Origin of the sequence: Phaeocystidibacter marisrubri, assembly GCF_008933165.1 — a bacterium.
In the GTDB taxonomy this organism is placed as follows: domain Bacteria; phylum Bacteroidota; class Bacteroidia; order Flavobacteriales; family Schleiferiaceae; genus Phaeocystidibacter; species Phaeocystidibacter marisrubri.
This window is the reverse complement of record NZ_WBVQ01000001.1, coordinates 667,763-686,261: the sequence shown is the minus strand read 5'-3', so window position 1 is coordinate 686,261 and position 18,499 is coordinate 667,763. Positions and strand designations below refer to the sequence as shown.

The 18,499-nt window shown below is 43.5% G+C and carries 23 protein-coding genes; 18 read left to right on the top strand and 5 right to left on the bottom strand.

Going from position 1 to position 18,499, the window contains the following annotated elements; all coding sequences use genetic code 11:
- Nucleotides 1–524: 524 nt before the first annotated feature.
- Entirely contained in the window at nucleotides 525–887 is a 363-nt protein-coding gene (locus tag F8C82_RS03105) for a MotA/TolQ/ExbB proton channel family protein (protein ID WP_151691969.1), read from the bottom strand.
- A 149-nt stretch (nucleotides 888–1,036) separates the two neighbouring features.
- Between F8C82_RS03105 and F8C82_RS03100 the strand changes: the two genes are divergently transcribed.
- The 3 genes from F8C82_RS03100 to F8C82_RS03090 all read left to right on the top strand — a co-directional run bounded on the left by F8C82_RS03100 (nucleotide 1,037) and on the right by F8C82_RS03090 (nucleotide 4,553).
- Nucleotides 1,037–1,801, top strand: coding sequence for a LytR/AlgR family response regulator transcription factor (locus F8C82_RS03100; protein ID WP_151691968.1), 765 nt, complete (start codon nucleotides 1,037–1,039; stop codon nucleotides 1,799–1,801).
- Nucleotides 1,802–1,896: 95 nt separating this feature from the next.
- Nucleotides 1,897–2,775: a hypothetical protein gene (locus tag F8C82_RS03095; RefSeq protein WP_151691967.1), complete on the top strand. Its 879-nt coding sequence runs from the start codon at nucleotides 1,897–1,899 to the stop codon at nucleotides 2,773–2,775.
- A 56-nt stretch (nucleotides 2,776–2,831) separates the two neighbouring features.
- Nucleotides 2,832–4,553 carry an amidohydrolase gene (locus F8C82_RS03090; RefSeq protein ID WP_151691966.1) on the top strand — a complete coding sequence of 574 codons (1,722 nt, stop codon included), beginning with the start codon at nucleotides 2,832–2,834 and terminating at the stop codon, nucleotides 4,551–4,553.
- 50 nt (nucleotides 4,554–4,603) lie between these two features.
- On the opposite strand, the gene F8C82_RS03085 is transcribed toward F8C82_RS03090, so the two are convergent.
- Together F8C82_RS03085 and F8C82_RS03080 are read right to left on the bottom strand one after the other, a co-directional pair.
- The gene (locus F8C82_RS03085) at nucleotides 4,604–5,443 is read right to left on the bottom strand and encodes an SDR family oxidoreductase (RefSeq protein ID WP_151691965.1); all 840 of its coding nucleotides are present in this window, start codon (nucleotides 5,441–5,443) and stop codon (nucleotides 4,604–4,606) included.
- Between the two features lie 53 nt (nucleotides 5,444–5,496).
- A complete protein-coding gene (locus F8C82_RS03080; RefSeq protein ID WP_151691964.1) occupies nucleotides 5,497–5,907 on the bottom strand; it encodes an Rrf2 family transcriptional regulator in 411 nt (136 codons plus the stop codon).
- A 161-nt stretch (nucleotides 5,908–6,068) separates the two neighbouring features.
- Between F8C82_RS03080 and F8C82_RS03075 the strand changes: the two genes are divergently transcribed.
- The 15 genes from F8C82_RS03075 to F8C82_RS03010 all read left to right on the top strand — a co-directional run bounded on the left by F8C82_RS03075 (nucleotide 6,069) and on the right by F8C82_RS03010 (nucleotide 15,315).
- A complete protein-coding gene (locus F8C82_RS03075; protein ID WP_151691963.1) occupies nucleotides 6,069–6,866 on the top strand; it encodes a hypothetical protein in 798 nt (265 codons plus the stop codon).
- A 70-nt stretch (nucleotides 6,867–6,936) separates the two neighbouring features.
- Nucleotides 6,937–7,506 carry a Crp/Fnr family transcriptional regulator gene (locus tag F8C82_RS03070; RefSeq protein WP_151691962.1) on the top strand — a complete coding sequence of 190 codons (570 nt, stop codon included), beginning with the start codon at nucleotides 6,937–6,939 and terminating at the stop codon, nucleotides 7,504–7,506.
- Between the two features lie 61 nt (nucleotides 7,507–7,567).
- Entirely contained in the window at nucleotides 7,568–8,503 is a 936-nt protein-coding gene (locus tag F8C82_RS03065) for an NAD-dependent epimerase/dehydratase family protein (protein ID WP_170266135.1), read from the top strand.
- Nucleotides 8,504–8,646: 143 nt separating this feature from the next.
- Nucleotides 8,647–9,279, top strand: coding sequence for a TerB family tellurite resistance protein (locus F8C82_RS03060; RefSeq protein WP_170266134.1), 633 nt, complete (start codon nucleotides 8,647–8,649; stop codon nucleotides 9,277–9,279).
- 13 nt (nucleotides 9,280–9,292) lie between these two features.
- Nucleotides 9,293–9,622, top strand: a complete 330-nt coding sequence (locus F8C82_RS03055) for a hypothetical protein (protein WP_151691959.1) — start codon at nucleotides 9,293–9,295, stop codon at nucleotides 9,620–9,622.
- Between the two features lie 88 nt (nucleotides 9,623–9,710).
- Nucleotides 9,711–10,205 carry a GNAT family N-acetyltransferase gene (locus tag F8C82_RS14970; RefSeq protein WP_151691958.1) on the top strand — a complete coding sequence of 165 codons (495 nt, stop codon included), beginning with the start codon at nucleotides 9,711–9,713 and terminating at the stop codon, nucleotides 10,203–10,205.
- A gap of 37 nt (nucleotides 10,206–10,242) precedes the next feature.
- Nucleotides 10,243–10,605, top strand: coding sequence for a DUF2200 domain-containing protein (locus tag F8C82_RS03045; protein ID WP_151691957.1), 363 nt, complete (start codon nucleotides 10,243–10,245; stop codon nucleotides 10,603–10,605).
- 9 nt (nucleotides 10,606–10,614) lie between these two features.
- Nucleotides 10,615–10,965, top strand: coding sequence for a hypothetical protein (locus tag F8C82_RS03040; RefSeq protein WP_151691956.1), 351 nt, complete (start codon nucleotides 10,615–10,617; stop codon nucleotides 10,963–10,965).
- A 103-nt stretch (nucleotides 10,966–11,068) separates the two neighbouring features.
- Complete coding sequence (locus tag F8C82_RS03035) at nucleotides 11,069–11,455, top strand: iron chaperone (protein WP_151691955.1); 387 nt, start codon at nucleotides 11,069–11,071, stop codon at nucleotides 11,453–11,455.
- Between the two features lie 66 nt (nucleotides 11,456–11,521).
- Nucleotides 11,522–12,118 carry an START domain-containing protein gene (locus tag F8C82_RS03030; protein ID WP_151691954.1) on the top strand — a complete coding sequence of 199 codons (597 nt, stop codon included), beginning with the start codon at nucleotides 11,522–11,524 and terminating at the stop codon, nucleotides 12,116–12,118.
- Between the two features lie 58 nt (nucleotides 12,119–12,176).
- Nucleotides 12,177–12,728: a VOC family protein gene (locus F8C82_RS03025; protein WP_308419979.1), complete on the top strand. Its 552-nt coding sequence runs from the start codon at nucleotides 12,177–12,179 to the stop codon at nucleotides 12,726–12,728.
- A 9-nt stretch (nucleotides 12,729–12,737) separates the two neighbouring features.
- Nucleotides 12,738–12,908 (top strand): hypothetical protein, encoded by a 171-nt coding sequence (locus F8C82_RS14705; protein WP_170266133.1) that lies wholly within the window; start codon nucleotides 12,738–12,740, stop codon nucleotides 12,906–12,908.
- 147 nt (nucleotides 12,909–13,055) lie between these two features.
- Nucleotides 13,056–13,313, top strand: coding sequence for a hypothetical protein (locus F8C82_RS03020; protein WP_151691953.1), 258 nt, complete (start codon nucleotides 13,056–13,058; stop codon nucleotides 13,311–13,313).
- Between the two features lie 143 nt (nucleotides 13,314–13,456).
- Nucleotides 13,457–13,999 carry an RNA polymerase sigma factor gene (locus F8C82_RS03015; protein ID WP_223279431.1) on the top strand — a complete coding sequence of 181 codons (543 nt, stop codon included), beginning with the start codon at nucleotides 13,457–13,459 and terminating at the stop codon, nucleotides 13,997–13,999.
- Complete coding sequence (locus F8C82_RS03010) at nucleotides 13,996–15,315, top strand: porin family protein (RefSeq protein WP_151691951.1); 1,320 nt, start codon at nucleotides 13,996–13,998, stop codon at nucleotides 15,313–15,315. The genes F8C82_RS03015 and F8C82_RS03010 overlap by 4 nt, the downstream gene beginning before the upstream one ends.
- On the opposite strand, the gene F8C82_RS03005 is transcribed toward F8C82_RS03010, so the two are convergent.
- Together F8C82_RS03005 and F8C82_RS03000 are read right to left on the bottom strand one after the other, a co-directional pair.
- Entirely contained in the window at nucleotides 15,307–16,230 is a 924-nt protein-coding gene (locus F8C82_RS03005; protein WP_151691950.1) for an ABC transporter ATP-binding protein, read from the bottom strand. The two genes, F8C82_RS03010 and F8C82_RS03005, sit on opposite strands and share 9 nt — an antisense overlap.
- Nucleotides 16,231–16,272: 42 nt before the next feature.
- Nucleotides 16,273–18,474, bottom strand: a complete 2,202-nt coding sequence (locus tag F8C82_RS03000; RefSeq protein ID WP_151691949.1) for a hypothetical protein — start codon at nucleotides 18,472–18,474, stop codon at nucleotides 16,273–16,275.
- Between the last annotated feature and the right edge of the window lie 25 nt (nucleotides 18,475–18,499).

The window sequence follows — 18,499 nt, the reverse complement described above, 5'->3', positions numbered from 1 at the left end:
TGGAACTTTAAAGCTCCTGCCCAAGCCACCTGCGAAGCCCTTGCCCCAAGCCACCTGCGAAGCCCTTGCCTCAAGCCACCTGCGAAGCCCCTGCCTCAAGCTACCTGCGAAGCCCCTGCCCAAGCCACCTGCGAAGCCCCTGCCTCAAGCCACCTGCGAAGCCCCTGCCTCAAGCTACCTGCGAAGCCCTTGCCTCAAGCCACCTGCGAAGCCCTTGCCTCAAGCCTCCTGCGAAGCCCCTGCCTCAAGCCACCTGCGAAGCCCTTGCCTCAAGCCTCCTGCGAAGCTCCTGCCCCAAGCCTCCTGCGAAGCCCTTGCCTCAAGCCTCCTGCGAAGCCCCTGCCCCAAGCTACCTGCGAAGCCCCTGCCCCAAGCCACCTGCGAAGCCCTTGCCCCAAGCCACCTACGAAGCCCTTGCCTCAAGCCACCTGCGAAGCCCTTGCCCCAAGCCTCCTGCGAAGCCCTTGCCTCAAGCCACCTGCGAAGCCCTTGCCTCAAGCCACCTGCGAAGCCCCTGCCCCAAGCTACCTGCGAAGCCCTACCCAAATCAACAGCGACAAAGCATAAATCACCAGCCCGTAAATCGTTGTAATCATCGATACTTTAACGCCACCGGCAAGCATGGCTGGAGAAATATCCATCATCGACATTTCGATGGCCTTGAAAGCGGAGAACAAGCCAATCAGCTGACCCAAAACCCCGATCACCAATGCAAGAAGTCCTGCATCCTTGATATAAGCTAGCTTTCTTCTTCCTTCATCTAAATCTGAGTATTTTCCTTTCAAGAATGGGATGCCGTTTATGACCGCTATGGCAATTATGGCGATGAAAATAAAAGTTAGAATTCCCATAAAAAGGGGTCCACCCATATAGAATAGCTCCATCATAATTTCGTGGTTTAAAATGGTTGATACTGCTTATTCCAAAAGTGGACAGAGCAGTGAAATTAGACAATGTCGAATCCATATCAAAACCTGCATTCTACCGACAAACGCTGGTTTTATAAGGGTTTTTGCGATATTCGCTCCACCGACGCATGAAAAATCGAACTGTACTTCATCTGGTCTATTGGGCAGTCATAACCCTCTTCCTCACCCTCTTCTTCGGGTCGAGTTGGAAGAGCTACACCTTGGCATTTTACTTCTCGAGTTTTTTACTCCCTATTGTAATAGGAACCACGTACTTCTTTAATGGATATTTGGTACCCAAGTATCTCTTCAAGGGACAATACGGTCGTTTTGCCCTTTACTTCATTTATATGTTGATAATCTCACTGTATTTGGAGATGCTTGTTTCATTGGGGTCCTTTGTTCTGTTGGCCGACTTCAATACCAGTGAGATCAATTTGAAGGGAATTTCCATTTTCATCCTAGGTGCCACCCTCTACCTCATCGTCTTCGCAACCAGCTTTATTCGACTGGTCATTCAATATAAAAGGGTTGAAGTCCAAGTGGCTTCCCTCGCCTCTGAGGCCGAGAGAAATCATCAACCGCATATCGTGATTCGAGCGGACCGAAAGAACCATCCTGTTCCCTTTGATCAGATTCTATACATTGAAAGCTTGAATGATTATGTAAAAGTAGTAACCCTCGAAAGGGAGTTAATTACGCGTCAGAGGATATCAACTTTGCTAGAATCCTTACCCACTCAATTCATCAGAATCCATCGATCCTTTTTGGTGAATCTAAATGCAGTGGATTCCTTTTCAACTACTGAAGTCATTGTGAATGGAATCCAGCTACCCATTAGTCGGACGTACAAAGGTGATGCTCTGGAGTGCTTAAGAGAGAGGATGGATTAGAGTTATAAGTTCGGAGTTGAGCGTTGAGAGAAGAGAGGTGTTGAATATTAACTATCTTGTTATCAGCACACTTAAATGGAGTCAACTCTCTCCTTATGAAAATATATGGCATACTCCTTCTTTTGTTGAGCCCGGCACTGAAAGCTCAACATCCTTACAATCAGTTAGATTCCAATGGCTTAAAAATTGGTGAGTGGCACACCGTCAACGAGCATGACCAACGGGTTATTGAAGTGTACAACCCTCCTACTGCCTATGATTTGAGCAATGTGAGAATTGCTTTTGATCTAGGAATCGCTAATTCACCAGATTCAATCCTATATCTAGAGAGTCTTAATTATAGAGATACCGAACTAACAAGCGGTATTTCCAACCTGCACTACTACAAACGAGAATATTACCGATGGAGAGCTACCTGGGTTTACGGAGAAGACCGAAAACTCGAACGACTCGATAAGCAAGTCTTTTACCTCACTGAACCGATTGGAGATTCCGTCCTATTTCAGTCCTCCTTTGTCTCCTATAGCGATAGTCCCATTTCACTTCGAACTGAGATACCTTCTAATTTTCGCGTCGTATCTGGTCAAACAATTGCGCCAAAGGATACGACCGTAATCGTCTTCAAATTGGGAGTTTTAGAAGAATCACAACGTCAGGCGGCCACCGTTTTATATTGGGAAGTTCCCATTGAGTTCACATTCGAATCATTCGGCTACCACATTACCTCGGAGGATTTCAATTCTGAGGAGCCACTTCAAATAAATGGTACATCACTCTGTTATTACCGAACGGCTGAGGAATCTGAACTCTCCATTTACGATGAGACCCAAACACAGGTGCTTCTTGAATCCAGTCTAGCGAAGGAAAAATCAATCCATGACCTTTCTTCTTTAGAACCTGGAGATTACTGGATACTTATCAAAAAGTATCCTTCTCGATACTTTCTTTGGAAGCCTTTAGAAATCGTTCAATAGACAATTCTTTTTGTAAAAGAATCGTAACTTTTAATTTCTAAATCAACTCCATCATCATGAAAAATTTCACCTTTTTTTTGATAATACTCGTTTCACTCTCAGCTGTTTCATGCAATAACAACACGACAGAAAAAGGTAATTTTTCAACTTTGTACTTCAACGGTGATATTATTACAATGGAATCCGATTCTGCCATCTATGCAGAAGCCGTTGTTGAAGAAAATGGAATGATCGTCTTTGTAGGGACGCTTGAAGAGGCCAATGAAAAATTCGGGAATGCGAATCGAGTTGACCTCAACGGGAAGACAATGCTCCCTGCCTTTCTCGATGGGCACGGTCATTTCTACAATGTAGGATTTACAGCGCTTTGCGCTAATTTACTTCCACCGCCTGATGGTCCTGGCGACAACTACAAATCCATCGTTGAAACCATGCGCACCTATATTCAATCAGAAGATGGACAGTATGTGCTTCAAAAACTTGGATGGATTATGGGCAATGGGTATGATGATTCTCAATTAGAAGAAAAGAATCACCCAAATGCGAAAACACTCGACGGTATAAGTACGGAATATCCTGTTATCATCATTCATCAATCAGGGCATTTGGGGGCAATCAATACAGTTGCTTTAGAACTGTTGGGCATTGATTCCGAAACCTCAAATCCAGAAGGTGGAGTAATCCGAAGAGATGAGAATGGCAATCCTACGGGTGTTCTAGAGGAAGGTGCCCTGTTCCAGGTTTTGTTCCCTCTTTTAGGAAAGATTGATGAGGATATGGCGATGAAGTGTATCCTTAAAGGGCAAGAAGAATATGCCAAAAATGGATACTTGACTGCTCAAGATGGTAGAACCACTATCGAGCAACTGGCATCTCTTCGAATGGCAGCAGATAGCAGTATGTACTTTATTGATGTAGTGGCTTATCCAGACATCACTTTAGGAACTGAGCACCTCACCCAAGGAAAGTATACCCCTTCTAAAATATATCAAGGTAAATTCAGAATTGGCGGAGTTAAACTAACCCTGGATGGCTCACCACAAGGAAAGACTGCATGGATTACAAAATGCTATCACGTGAATCCAGAAGGAAGAGATGGTTGCTACACTGGCTACCCTATCATGGATGATAACACGGCTATAGGTTATGTAGAGACTGCTTTTAAAAACCATTGGCAACTCCTTGCTCACACCAATGGGGACGCCGCAATTGATCAATACATTCAAGCCATTGAATCAGCACAGTCTAACTATGGCTATAAGGATCATAGAACGGTCATGATTCACGGACAAACCTTGAGAAAGAATCAAATTCCATCTCTCGTTGAATTGAATATCCTTCCTTCCCTCTTCCCTATGCATACTTATTATTGGGGTGATTGGCATCGTGAATCGGTATTAGGTGAAGAACGCGCAGAATATATCTCTCCATGTAAGGACGCCATTAATGCTGGACTAACTATAACTTCTCATCATGACGCTCCTGTGACTTTTCCCAATTCTATGCGTGTGTTAGATGCTACGGTCAACAGAGTTACACGTTCTGGTTTTGTGTTGGGACCTGATCAGCGAGTTACGCCTTATCAAGGACTTAAAACTTTAACCGACTGGGCTGCCTTTCAATATTTCGAAGAAAACTCTAAAGGAACCTTAACCGTAGGCAAACTTGCAGATTTTGTCATCCTAGATAAAAATCCACTCAAAATTGATCTTTTGGAAATCCACAACATCCAAATAGTTGAGTCCATCAAAGAAGGCAATACAGTATACTCTAATTAAAAAGCCGCTGCAGATTACCCACAGCGGCTTATTGCTATCGTCTTGAAATCTTAACTCAGGGCTACCTTAACGGCTTCAGAAAGCGGAGTGGTTGGGCGACCAATCAAGGTTGAAAGTGTAGTGCCGTCATCGTACAAATCGCCTTTTGACGCACTTACATCCCAACTGGCAATTCCTTCAGCATATAGATCTGGAATACCTAAGCCTTTGAGAATTTCGCTGTACTTCTCTTCTGGTAGATTCTGATATGGGATGTTCTTTCCCGTTTGCTTAGAAACCTCTGCTGCCAAATCAGAAAGAGTGTAAGCTTCATCACCAGAAAGCTCGTATACCTTCTGGCCTGACTCGTTCTGGGTAAGCACCACAGCCGCAGCTTCCGCAAAGTCGTTACGGGTTGCAGAAGAGATTTTACCCTCACCTGCGCTACCTACCAATGCACCCGCCTGTACAGATCCAGCCAAGTTTGCAGTATAGTTCTCCGTATACCATCCATTTCTCAAAATGGTATAATTGATTCCTGATTTTTCCAGAAGTTTCTCCGTCTCCACATGCTCACCTGCCAAACTGATAGAGGTGGTATCGGCCTTCAAAATACTGGTGTAAACCACTCTTCCTACCCCAGCTTCTACAGCAGCGTTAATCACGTTGGTATGCTGAGTTGTGCGTTTACCGATTTCGTTCCCGGAAATCAACAGTAGTGTATCAATACCCTTCAAAGCATCTACTAGCGCTTCAGGCTTTTCGTAATCAAAGGCACGAGCTTCAATTCCCTCTACCTTCTCAGGCGAACGAACCAAGGCTACCAAGTTGCTTGCATCGACTCTGTTCTTTAGATGCTCTACTACGAGAGATCCCAATTGTCCGGTGGCTCCAGTAATTCCAATTTTCATAATCTGAACTTTAACTGTAATAAAACTTGTTACATTTTTGGTTAAAAAAATAGTCAGTGGAACTCTTCCACGAAACTACTTAATGTCTTGCCTTTCAACTCATTCAAAACAGAGTGATCCACAGTTGCAAACAGTCCATCCAATTTGGAATTAATGTCTTTACCAATGGGACATTTTGGATTGGTATGCGTGTTTCTCTTTCCAAGCACATCAGAATTTTTCACGGCCAAATAAATTTGATCCAGTGTGATGTCTGAACTGCTCTTCGCCAATGCGGATCCACCTTCCTTCCCTTTCTTGCTGATTACAAGTCCGGCTTGAATAAGAACGGCTAACTCCTTACGCACAACCACAGGGTTCACATTGATGCTGCCCGCAATCCAATCGGAACTCATCCACTCCTCTTCCCCATGGGCCAAAAGAGTTAGAATATGTAATGCAGTGGCAAACCTTGTGTTGTTCATAACGGGACAAATGTACGATATTTTATTAATGTAACAAGTTTTGTTACATATAAATCACGAAGCCCTCTTACTTCATAGAAGAGCAGAATAGGAGCCCATTGTGATTCATCACCAATCAGATATGGTAACATTTTGCGTTATTACTGCTTCAACCACCGACTATGAAAACGTACATTCTCTTCGCATTCCTTGGAGTCGGCGGCATCGCATGCACAACAACCACATCTTCCATCACAGATCGCGCTTTTGTAGCTCCGAAAATTGTCAACTCTCAACCACTGGATAAACAGGTACCAGACACCTCCGCCTTGAATGAGATGCGATCCAGTGATATCATCTACATGGGAAGACACAACTGGAAAAGAGAAATCGACATTTATTCAGACAAACTGGGCGATGAAAACTTTGCTGATCGCTACCCTACCTCCGATAGGATGGCGGATAGTATGGATATAGTAGGTCTCACCATTGTTCCCGATTATGATCAAACTATTTGGTATGCCCACTACCCTTCTGCTTCACGAATGATGTATTCGTATTACCCCATATTCATTATCAACACGACCAATACGAACAAGTTATTCCAAGCCAAAGACACCTATATCTTGGGAATTCAGGAAGCTGTGGATTCAACCAATGGCAGATATGGGCATTGGTTTCCCATTGAACATCGTCCATTCGATTTTTGTGGAAATGGACGCTTTTATCAAGTCCTCCAACCTGGACAATTCATTTTGGCTTTGGTGAGAAAATACCACGGTGATTGCAAAACCTCCATGCGATTGCGACTGCAAATAGGAGAGAACATATTCGTTACCAAAGGTTTTGAAGGTTACATAAACGAACAGCAATTTGAATTGCGGGACAGCTCTTCTTTAGCTAGACAGGTAAAAGAGGACCCTATAGGATCTATTTCATACTCCTTCATGGGAGCTACTCCTAGGGTTTTATCTCATTAACATCCGTTCAACCACAAAATGAATTGATCCGTCAAATAATACCGAACTTTGACGGTAGAAACGCATTATTATGAGCCAGTTGATAGAAAGTATTACAGCCGTAGTTGATCTTGCGCCAGAAGAGCAGTCCAAGATTGAAGCTGCTTTCCATCCACATCTACTCAAGAAGGGAGATTACTTCATTCAATCTGGGGAAGTGTGTAACCGCATTGCCTTTGTTGAACACGGCCAAATTCGCGTGTATTACAGCGATGAGTCGGGAGATGAAACCACCTGCCACTTCGCCGGAAAGCACGAGTTTACTTCTTCACTTACGAGCATGCTAACCAGAGCTCCGAGCAAGGATAACTTCGTGGCCTTAGAGAATACAAAACTGTTGATTATTGAAAGAGATGCAATGGATCAACTTTGTGAAGACATCCCTCAATTACATATCTGGCGTCGAGTTCTCGTGGAGAATATCTACATCATGATGGAACGAAGATTATCGATGATGAGGAACCAATCGGCACAGAAACGTTACGAGACCATGATTCGTGAAAATCCGGATATCATTTTAAACGTCCCCCTGCAGTACACGGCCTCTTTTCTGGGCATCACACCGCAGCATCTCAGCCGTCTCCGAAAGCAAATTTCTTAACATTTGTTCAGTACATATAGGCTTGACCTTCCGAATTTTACACGTGTAAAAAAACATGATTATGGAAAGTCAACTTCACACCGTATTGGGCGCGCGAGGCGCTTCTGGTAGAGCGGTTTTAAACGAATTACACGCACGAAATCTGCCAACTAGAGCCGTGACTAAATCGAGTAGCATTCCCAATGTAGAAACTACCCATGCGGACCTACTCTCTGCTTCTTCCACTTTAGAAGCCGTTCGAGGCAGCTCTCACGTTTATCTGTGCATTGGTTTGCCCTACGACATCAAAGTGTGGAGTGCAGAATGGGAAATCATCATGAGCAACGTCATTGAAGCGTGTGCTACCATTCGTGCCGTGGTGATCTTCTTGGATAACATTTATATGTATGCTCCTCCTTTGCCCTTAAACTTTAGCGAAGAAACCCCACAAAACCCGAGCTCAAAAAAGGGAGCGATTCGCAAGAGAACGGCTACATTGCTCACCTCCGCCATCGAAAGTGGAAAAGTTCAAGGAGTAATTGGAAGGTCAGCTGACTTTTACGGTCCGGGGACAACCAACAGCATGCTCTATGTTTCCTTTCTTCAAAACATGCTCGCTGGGAAGCGCCCTATCGCATTATCAAACACCTCCATACCGCACACTTGGGCCAATGTAAACGACAATGCCAGAGCCCTCGTAGACATAGCCATTCACGAAGATTGTCATGGGGAAGTCTGGCATTTACCGGTTGGAGAACCCATTACCTATCGTCAGGTACTCGACGTTTTCAACCGTCAATTAGGAACCCACTACTCCCTCTCTCAAGTCCCAAAATTCGCCCTATCCCTTCTCTCCTTCTTCTCAACTCCTATTCGAGAAGTTGCTGAAATGCGCTATCAATTCGATCAGCCTTATGTGATGTCTTGGGAGAAATTCCACAAGCGATTTCCAGCGTTTCAAACGACCTCAACAGAGCGTGGCATCTCTGAAATGATAGCGAGTTTTCAGAGCCTATAGTGCTGATTCATTTCGATTTGTAGAATTCACTAATCTCGCTATCTTTAGGAGGAAACTCAACAACTCTCTCGGCAAGTGATGCATTCGCATAACTCATGTTCTCGCATCTATGGCCTTGGCCGTTGTTCTCAACAACAGATGCAATGATCATTTTCGGAACCCGTGGTGTAAAATCAACCATCAACACAGGTGAGTTTAATTGTCCGCAATGCGCCGAACAAAAGGCTTACCGCCACAGAAAAGTCACCCAATTTTTCACACTTTACTTTATACCACTCATTCCTTTGAGCCGGGTTGGAGAGTATGTGGAATGTAATCAATGTAAAGGAACGTTTGTCCCACGCGTACTCACCGCCCAATTGAATCCGTCAGAAGAACAAGTTCAAGCTCAATATGAAATTGCTGTTCGCAATTCACTAATCATGATCATGTTGGCAGATGGGGTAATTAATGATAATGAAAAAACACAGATACTCACCATTCTGAATGGTATTGGCAAGTATGAAGCGACGCCCGCTCAGCTAGAAGCCCATATCAAGAAGGTTCAAGAAGAGAATTTGAGCGTGAGCAACTACCTTTCTAAAATCGGCCCCATGCTGAATGAACACGGCAAAGAGATCGTTATTTCAAGCGCCTTGTCCGTGGCTGCATCTGATGGTGAAATTGACGATTCTGAATTGCGACTCATTTTCGAAATGGGAGTTGCCATGCAGATGTCCAAGACCCATTTGCGTGCTATCATGGAGGCGCCGTTCAAAAAGGCCCAGCAGAACTAATACAACGTGTGCAATGAGCAACACCCTTGAAGTGGATAAGAAGAGTACTTCCGAATACAGAAAGTGGTCCTTACGCATCTTCATTTACCAAGTCATCATCCAAATTAGTCTTTACTATCTGGTCGCTAACTTTTCTGCGTTTTCAGAAGAAGCTATTGTTGAATTTTCAGAGAAAATATTTCTGATAAACATCTTAGCCAATCTACTACTGGTGGCAGGTATTGTCACTTCCATCTTGGCCTTGTACAAAAAGGAAACAATGAATTATCAGTTGATGATTGGTATGATTGGAAATGGAATATTCTTACTCATAGCCCTACTGCCCCTCTCCTATAGGATTTGATTTTTACTACATTTCAAATGCGGCAAGCATCTCAGGACACTCTGCTTGATGTACCGTGCACATTAATTTATAATCTCGCCCAAGAACTATGTCAGTAAAAGAATATTCCAACGGAGAAGTCACCATCGTATGGGAAGCCTCTAAATGTCTACATGCGGGAATTTGTGTTCAGAAATTGCCTAGTGTTTACAATCCTTCCGAAAGACCGTGGATCAAAGCTGAGAAGGCCAGTACCCAAGCAATCATCGATCAAGTTTTTGCCTGTCCATCAGGAGCGCTGAGTATCAAAGGAAATCAACCTACGAAAATTGCCAGAGAGGACGATGGCAAAAAAGGGCGCTTCGCCATTTACGAGAACGGCATATTGGCTGGGGAAATGACCTACACCTGGGCAGGTGAAAAGAAATTTATCATTGATCACACTGGCGTTGAGCCTGGTTTTGAACGAAAGGGATACGGCAAGAAAATGGTCTATGCCGCTGTCAATTACGCCAAAGATAACGGCCTCTATATTATTCCACTTTGTCCATTTGCGAAAGCAGAGTTTGAGAAGAATGCAACACTTGGAAATGTCTTGAAATAGACATTGACCTATCTTCGCACTTCAAGCTAATTTCACCATGACAACCACACCAGAACACGACCGCAAAATTGCAGAGATGACCTTTGCTTCCGTATACCCCCATTATGTAACGAAAGTAGAACGCAAAGGGCGAACCGTGGAAGAATTGCATGAGGTTATTGAGTGGTTGACCGGCTTCTCAAAATCGGATTTAGATGCGCTAATGGAAGAGAAAGTGAACTTTGAAACCTTCTTTCAGCGTGCCACATTACACCCCAATGCTCACTTGATTAAAGGTGTTATTTGCGGATATCGAATTGAAAATATTGAAACTCCTTTGACTCAGCAAGTGCGCTACTTGGACAAGCTTGTAGATGAGTTAGCCAAAGGACGAAAAATGGAAAAAATCTTACGTATTTAAGCTGCAACCATGCTCTTCAAAAGCCTCCTCTCTCCGCTCCAAAGTTTGATTCTACTCATAGCCCTGACTTTAGTAAGCTGCAATGACGCATCTCCATCGGCCAAGAATGCGCCTACATCAACCGACACGGCGACTCAGAATGTCGTTACCTACAGCGACGTAACGTTGGAATGGAACATGCAAGGCAAGGTATATGAAGTTGGCCGTCCACATCTCATGACGGATTCCTGTAGCCTTCACCTTGCATGTGATTGCTGTATGGCGAAAATTGCATTCAATAGTGATGGAAACTTCTATGACATGTCCTACTGTATGTCTGACCAAGCGATGCGCAGTGGGGTTTTCAACGTACAATCGTAGAATTAAGTTATGATTCGACGTGTGTGAGGCGTTTGTACAATTGATGGCAAAAATCTACAGAAGCCCTAAATTCACAAAAAGTACAATCGAAATACTATGTATTATGGCTAAACGAGGTCCTATGCCCAACTTCGAAACTATTGATGACTACATTGCCCATCAACCTGTAGAAGTTCAAAAAGTACTGATGGAGTTGCGAAAAGCAATACTCGAGGTAATTCCAAATGCCATTGAAGTACTCAATTACAAAGTGCCTTCCTTCACTTTGGTACCTGGAGGCAAACGCGACCAACAGATAATGATGGCAGGATATGCAAAGTTTGTAGGTTTCTACCCTTTCCCCACAACTATAAAGGCGTTCGCCGAAGAATTATCTGACTACAAAAAGGGAAAAGGATCTGTACAGTTTCCGCTAAACAAGCCATTGCCCATTAAACTCATTCAGCGAATGGTTCTCTATCGCAAGATGGAATTAGACAGGATGGGATAAAGGTGATACTATGTAGCCTATGTTGTCGTTGATAATCAGCAGAACTTTCAACAAAACACATCTCTCATGAAAAGAATACACACATATGCCATCGCGCTACTGGCCTTCTCTTCATTCCACTCACAAGCTCAAGATTGGTCCCTAGAAGTTGATAAGGAAAATATCAAAGTGTACACTCGAGAGGTTGAAGGATCAAGCATGGACGAGTTCAAGGCCATCACCACGCTAAATTTTCCGTTGAGCAAAGTTTTTGAGACGCTAAAAGATGCAAGTGTCCTGTCTGAATGGTCCAAAAACACCTCTCATTGTGAAGTGGTTGAGGCCAAAGACAATGTTCAATATCGATATTCCATCAGCGACGCACCCTTCCCTATTGACGATAGGGATTCCTATGTCAAATTCACTTACACTGAATCTGCAAATCGGGTAAGGATTGACATAGAAGCCGTTCCCGAATATGGTCCGAAGAAGGAAGACTATGTTCGTGTGACTGAATCGAAAGGCTATTACCTACTTGAAAAGTTGGCCGATAATCAAACTCGCATCACCTATCAACTCCATGCCGAACCCGGCGGATCGGTTCCCGGTTGGTTGGCGAACTCCGCCTCTACCGATATACCTTTCAATGCTTTAACAGGACTAAAACAGTATTTAGAGGAGTGAATTCAGCTGGGTAAAAGTATGTTTGTTATATCTTATAGAACAACTCTTACCTCGAGCTATGAAAACACTTCTTTCCATTATCGCCTTCAGCACACTCCTCATCGGTTGTGATTCGAACAGCGCAGAAAAAATCGCCAATGAGACCTCCATTAGCGATGTAGAATTTCAATTAGACTCCACACCAGTGCGTGATACAACTCCACGAATAACAGGTATTGGTGGTATTTTCTACAAATCAAACGATCCTGTAGCTACCAAAGAATGGTATGCTCAACACTTGGGAATGAAGATGAACGATTGGGGATCTAGTTTTGAATTCCGAAACGCCCTACGTCCTTCGGAAACCAACTATCTTCAATGGAGTGTTTTTAACGATAGTACATCGTACTTAGATCCTTCCCAAAGTGACTTTATGATCAACTATAGAGTTCAAAACATAGAAGGATTAGTTCGCAAAATGCGCGCTTCAGGAGTCAACGTATTGGACAGTATCGCCTCGTATGAATATGGAAAGTTTGTTCACATTCTCGACCGCGACGGCAACAAGATAGAGCTATGGGAACCTGTAGATGAAGTATTGACAGAAATGGGCGGCGTCACCAACAAATAAATTTAGAAAATGAGTCATTTCCTTTTGAATGTACTCAAGGTGAAGTGGTCACTCTTTGTTCTTTTTGCATTGATTTCGCTGAGTGGATTTGGGCAAAAGCCCATTTTCACGGATGAAGTGAATCTTCAGTATTCTAATGGTATCAGTTCAGAGTTCATTCGCAGATCTAGTGGGTTCTAGGCTCAAGCGAGAGAGATATTCCACGGTAGAGATCATGGCTGGAATGCTTCCTTAAACTTCGACTACATTGGTTTTCCTGAGCAAATAGCTGAGTACTCTGTATCCATTCTTCCTGGATACCGATTTTTCCTTCTCGAAAAACTCGCCTTGGATGTCAATCTAGGATGGGGATTGTGTTATGTTTCCTATCAAGTTGATTCGCCAGGAAAAGTGATGGATAACTATGAAATCTTGGGACAATTGTACGATGATATTACGCTTCGGTATTTCATTACCAAAGAGATTAATGTATCGTCAAGCATCCGGAGTAGCTTTAGTTTGAGACATCTTCGCTATGTGGAGAACATTGATTCGGAGTACTTCCCTATCTTTGTTGGACTGGGTGTTTGGACTTTTTCAGAATAAACCTCCCCTACCCAACTCCTTATTTATCAGTATTCTATATTTCGTGTTTCTATATAAGGAATATAAATTGTGAATTATCTTCACATCCCTGCAACCTTATTTACCCAACCCTCGTATAGGGAATCAAATCGAACATAGTGCCATTGCATTCACCAACAGATTTCATACGTGTAATCGAAGCATGCCGTGCCAACGACCGTTTAGCACAGAAGGAGTTGTACGAACACTTCTACGGTTATAGCATGAGCGTTTCATTCCGCTATGTATCTGATAGAGAAGATGCTGTGGAGATATTGAACACTTCTTTCGTCAAAGTTTTCAAGAACCTTTCAAGTTATGATCTCGACAAGCCATTCAAGCCTTGGTTGAGACGAATATTGGTCAACACCGCCATTGATCATTTACGCGTAAGAAAGCGGATAATGGACAATGGTGACATTGACATGGTTCATGAACCTGGACACGAAGAAACTATCACGGGGAACCTAGCTTATGAAGAAATTCTCAAACTGATTCAAAACTTGAGTCCGTCGTACAGAACAGTATTCAATTTATTTGTGATAGAAGGATATAAGCACGAAGAGATTGCAGACATGCTGCAAATCTCTGTGGGAACGTCGAAGTCTAACCTATTCAAAGCAAAAGCTCACCTACGCACTGCTTTGGAGAAACTTGAGACGAAATGAGTAAGCACGATCCAATGGAAGAACTCTTCCGCGATCGCGCGGAGAAGTATGATTATCCTTTTGAAGAAAAGGATTGGGAAGCACTTGAAGCCCGATTAGACTATGAAATGCCTCAAAGAGGAGGTAATTTTATTGGATATCTATTGATTGGTTTTCTGTTGATAAGCCTTCCATTCTGGCCATGGAGCATCAATTCCAGCCCTTCTACGCAACAACGTTGGGAAGATTCAAATTCGGACATAGAGGAGAGTTCTATGCCCAATTCATCAAATGATAACGCGATTGCCAATCCTACATTTGAAGAACACGCTACTCCAGAAATGGAGGTAGAAAGGAGCACAATGGACGTAAGTCCAGCCGTCTCTGAACCAAAGACCATCACAGCTAGTAATCCTAAATCTACACCTTCAGGAGTGCCGTCTTCAATCGATGCACCGAAGAAATTGGAAATGAATCCGCAGCAAGAGGTGAATACTGAGCCTACCTCTCCAAAGGCATCTACTATTTCTGTGAATGAACCAAACGTAGTGGATGCAAGCGGAAACAATGAGGATCCAGAACAATTATCCGGTGAGTATCTCCCCACTACTGATTCCGCTTTCTCGAAGCTAGAAAATGAGCGACTAGAGGCTAATGAGGATGAGTACGTTGTGAATTATGAATCTGAACCCATTGCTGAAAGTCCAGCACTTAATAGTGAATCCGACAGTCTTTCCAACGAAATTATTTCTCCACAAACTTCTACGAGAAGAAGATGGAATTTCTTCGTACTCGCTGGAGCTGAAAAGGGTGGAACTCAACTTAACCGACTCACTCGATTTGGATGGCGCGCAGGGTTTGGGGTTCGATATTCACCTCTCTCCTCCTTGAGTATCAATACCGGAATCAACTTCAGTCAGCTAGGCTACACCGCTTGGGAAGAAGAGTACGATTTAAAAGACTATGAACTTCCATATGGTGATGAATTGGCATGGACCGATGGAAGTTGCAATATGATAGAAATTCCTCTAGAAGTGAGATATCATCCTGTGAAATGGATGAATATTGGAGCTGGAATACGATCCTATTATGTTCAGCAAGAAGAATACAACTTTCACTATGAATCTCGCTACAACGAGGATTACACCAACAATTACGTCAATAAAACCAATGCCTTCTCTTGGGTTTCTCATGCGGTGTTTAGCTTGGGATTCAATGTTCCCGTGTACGGCAAGCAACTAGAAATTCAGCCTTTCTATCAGATGCCAATCAAAGGAATTGGACAAGGAGAGGTTGAATGGCAAAGCTATGGGGTGTCGATTCTTTACCTATTCTGATACAACTAGAATAGTCTCGTCCACTTCCAGTTCAAGCCAAGTTTCACCTGGCATAGGTATTCGGCGGATTAGATGGTAATCTTTAACGAGGTTGTCCAACTTCATCTCGTTAGGACGGAACCACCTGAAACCATCAATGGTAGGATGCACAGCCTGCTCTCCGAACAATGCTGTGTATTCAGCTTCAGGAAGCACATTGACCGCACCAAACAAGCGAACGGTTTCAAGGAATTTTGGAGCATTGAGCAACTCTTCAGGTGTACCTTCTTCTAGAATTCTACCATCGGAAAAAACCACGACTCTTTCTGCCATTTGTAGGGCATCCATAGGATCGTGCATGACGCTGATCAAAGTAGTTGATTCTCTATCGAACAAACGACGGAGAGATGGAATAAACTCTTGTTTGTGTATGGGATCTAAATTGGAGAATGGTTCATCCATCAACATCACTTCAGGTTCTGCCAACAGCGTTTGTGCAAGAGCAACACGTTGCAATTGTCCTCCGCTGAGTTGAACCGTCTTCCGAGAACCGAGTTCCTCGATGGCCAATTCATTCAACCATTTCTGAATGCGATCGGCACGGGCTTCATCATCGTGTTGAAGAATGTATTTACGAAGATTCTCAACCACCTTCATATGGGGATCTTGACCAAAATCTTGGTGGACCAACTTGATGCGATCATTGCCAGGAACCAAGCGTTCATCGGCACCTTTCACCCGTTCATCCTTCCAACGAATCGTTCCCGAATCTGGTTGAAGAAGTCCAGCTAAGCACTTGAGAAAGGTCGTTTTTCCACTGCCTGATTTCCCTACAATTGCAACACGCCTCCCTTCTGGACACTCCCATTCAGGCACATCCAATTGAAAGGATTCTGACGATGTATAGGCATATGTGAGATTCTGGACAACTAACATGTGGCGAAGATAATCAACATGCGTACAGCATAGACGGAACTCCTACTGCTCTTCCATGGCAGAACGGAGTTCATTTACTCCCTCAGTAATTCGATTGCTCTTTGCGCTTTCACTGATAAATGCTTTTTCACGTTCTGTCAAGTGCCACGATAGCGCAATTTCTTGCTTCCTATCCGAAAGGAGCTGAAAAGAAACCACATCCAACGGAAAATCAACCCAAGAACGGGCAAAATGAAGGTGTTCTGTAGCCGAAAATCCTTGAAGATGCGTGAAAGAATTTACCACACCTCCGATGGGTTTAATCAAGGCATCAAATCGACTCTTGTACGGTGATCCAGCAATAGTATCACTTGGTGGGTCATTCGCTAGGAGTTGGACAAACACAACACCGGAAGTATTCTCTTCAATCCACGATTTAAAGGTGTACACAAAGCGAAGCGACAATTCGAATCCGTTGTTATCTCGCGCACCGGCATCAATCACTTCCATTCTGGGATTAGATGGCAAGCTAGCTAGTGGTGTGATGTACGGGAATGTAGCGCTCAATCGAAGAGCTGTCGTCGTACGAATAGAATCTCCTCTTTGCTCCTTGAAGAATCTATAAAAATCAACCCCATCTATTTCCAGGGAAGGCGTTTTGCTCCATGGATTGTCATTCCTAGTTAAATAGCTCACCCCAAGGTTAGAGATCAAAAGACGTCTACCTTCATTGATGACCGTAGGAGAAAGAATCATCCAAGGAATGCTGGCACTTTGCTCCTCAGCGCGATATGCTTGCCAACGAGCCGGAAGCACATCACCTGTATTCAAATCCAGTTGATTCTCAAACGACCACCCCCGATCATAGCTGTACGTACTGCCTGCATCTTCAAACTTCTTAAAAGAAAAGAATGCATCGGTAGAGACCATGGTAAAACCAATGGGATTCAGAAGATCCTTTCCCATTTTCTCGTACGCAAGTGGACTATTTGGGTCAACACTTGGAACCGTGTGCAGCCTCCTCTGTAGCTCTCTATAATAAGCAGTCCCTACCATTCCCCCAGAGGAACCTGTTACTAAAAAAGTACTCTTCCAGAACTCACTGTGGGTTGAAGAATCCAACCTCTGCATCATGGCCATACTCCAAAGCGAAGAACGCAAACCACCTCCTGAAGAATTAATGATAATCAATTTGGGTTTCCGCTTTCCTGTTTTCTCCTTCCAGGCCTCCAATGCTCGGAGTGTTTCCGCCTTATCCCGCGCCATGATTTCATCTGTGCTCAACTTCTGAAGTCGGCTAATGGAATATTCGGCAGGCTCTCCATCATAGTCAAGTCCAAATGCCGAATGCGTACGTTGGAATTCAGGCAACCCCGACACATAGTTAATCGACAGTCCAGCCAGTAGGAAAAATAAGAAAGTCCATCCCTTGAATCGCGAGTACAATGCACCGACAATCATCAGGAAGAAGGTCATCATCAAGACAATACTAGCACCGGCAGGAATCATCAAAAAGGGTTGATCTACAAACCAATTAAGACTCAGCATGATGATGGTCAGAATCAATAGAAACAAAGCTGCATTACTATGGTGTTGTTGCAGAATGCCGAGAAGATCTCTTTTGGGATAGTGAGTTGTATCTCTTGCCCATCGAACCGAATAAAAATTCTTGAGGTAGGTTACCACTCGATAATGTTCTTGCATATCGAGTTTATCGGTTGATTTTTCCTCCACAATAATTTTACTCAGAGTCTTATCGAGAGTTTCACCAATCTTTTCAAAAACTCTGGGGCGAATCGTGCTAAAAAACCAGCTAAAAGAGAATGTCACACTAATAATTGCACCTATAAACAGACCTGCAATATTGGCTGCAATCCATGCAACACTCAAATGCTCTGCATAAAGTTCTACGGCAATCTCATAGGTATAAAACAGATAGAAGGATACCGGTATAATGCTATTGTTGAAGCTAAATCGATAGAGCGGTCGGGATAAGGTCGCTAAAAATGGAAACTTGTGAGAATAGAAAATATACGATGTAATGTGAAACGACATCGTAAAGAGTCCGAGCACGATACCAATGATAAAATAAGAGAGCGGATTTACCTCCTCCAAATATTCAGGGGTGATAAACAAATATGGAATTCCCAACGTATTGAAGAAAACTCCACCAGCCATCCCAAAGAGCAACAGCCAAAAGGCAAGGAAAAGCCAACTTCTTTTAAAATGAATCAGAAGCAGTTGAATTGGAAAAAAATGAGCCATAGCTAGAGCGTACAGCCTTAGCTTC

Coding starts and splice junctions, on each gene's coding strand:
- F8C82_RS03080 (WP_151691964.1), bottom strand. CDS start 5,907: ATGAACAACACAAGGTTTGCCACTGCATTACATATTCTAACTCTTTTG.
- F8C82_RS03040 (WP_151691956.1), top strand. CDS start 10,615: ATGCTCTTCAAAAGCCTCCTCTCTCCGCTCCAAAGTTTGATTCTACTC.
- F8C82_RS03100 (WP_151691968.1), top strand. CDS start 1,037: ATGAAAAATCGAACTGTACTTCATCTGGTCTATTGGGCAGTCATAACC.
- F8C82_RS03085 (WP_151691965.1), bottom strand. CDS start 5,443: ATGAAAATTGGAATTACTGGAGCCACCGGACAATTGGGATCTCTCGTA.
- F8C82_RS03035 (WP_151691955.1), top strand. CDS start 11,069: ATGGCTAAACGAGGTCCTATGCCCAACTTCGAAACTATTGATGACTAC.
- F8C82_RS03030 (WP_151691954.1), top strand. CDS start 11,522: ATGAAAAGAATACACACATATGCCATCGCGCTACTGGCCTTCTCTTCA.
- F8C82_RS03000 (WP_151691949.1), bottom strand. CDS start 18,474: ATGGCTCATTTTTTTCCAATTCAACTGCTTCTGATTCATTTTAAAAGA.
- F8C82_RS03075 (WP_151691963.1), top strand. CDS start 6,069: ATGAAAACGTACATTCTCTTCGCATTCCTTGGAGTCGGCGGCATCGCA.
- F8C82_RS03090 (WP_151691966.1), top strand. CDS start 2,832: ATGAAAAATTTCACCTTTTTTTTGATAATACTCGTTTCACTCTCAGCT.
- F8C82_RS14970 (WP_151691958.1), top strand. CDS start 9,711: ATGTCAGTAAAAGAATATTCCAACGGAGAAGTCACCATCGTATGGGAA.
- F8C82_RS03055 (WP_151691959.1), top strand. CDS start 9,293: ATGAGCAACACCCTTGAAGTGGATAAGAAGAGTACTTCCGAATACAGA.
- F8C82_RS03045 (WP_151691957.1), top strand. CDS start 10,243: ATGACAACCACACCAGAACACGACCGCAAAATTGCAGAGATGACCTTT.
- F8C82_RS03105 (WP_151691969.1), bottom strand. CDS start 887: ATGATGGAGCTATTCTATATGGGTGGACCCCTTTTTATGGGAATTCTA.
- F8C82_RS03010 (WP_151691951.1), top strand. CDS start 13,996: ATGAGTAAGCACGATCCAATGGAAGAACTCTTCCGCGATCGCGCGGAG.
- F8C82_RS03065 (WP_170266135.1), top strand. CDS start 7,568: ATGGAAAGTCAACTTCACACCGTATTGGGCGCGCGAGGCGCTTCTGGT.
- F8C82_RS03060 (WP_170266134.1), top strand. CDS start 8,647: ATGATCATTTTCGGAACCCGTGGTGTAAAATCAACCATCAACACAGGT.
- F8C82_RS03070 (WP_151691962.1), top strand. CDS start 6,937: ATGAGCCAGTTGATAGAAAGTATTACAGCCGTAGTTGATCTTGCGCCA.
- F8C82_RS03005 (WP_151691950.1), bottom strand. CDS start 16,230: ATGTTAGTTGTCCAGAATCTCACATATGCCTATACATCGTCAGAATCC.
- F8C82_RS03095 (WP_151691967.1), top strand. CDS start 1,897: ATGAAAATATATGGCATACTCCTTCTTTTGTTGAGCCCGGCACTGAAA.
- F8C82_RS03025 (WP_308419979.1), top strand. CDS start 12,177: ATGAAAACACTTCTTTCCATTATCGCCTTCAGCACACTCCTCATCGGT.
- F8C82_RS14705 (WP_170266133.1), top strand. CDS start 12,738: ATGAGTCATTTCCTTTTGAATGTACTCAAGGTGAAGTGGTCACTCTTT.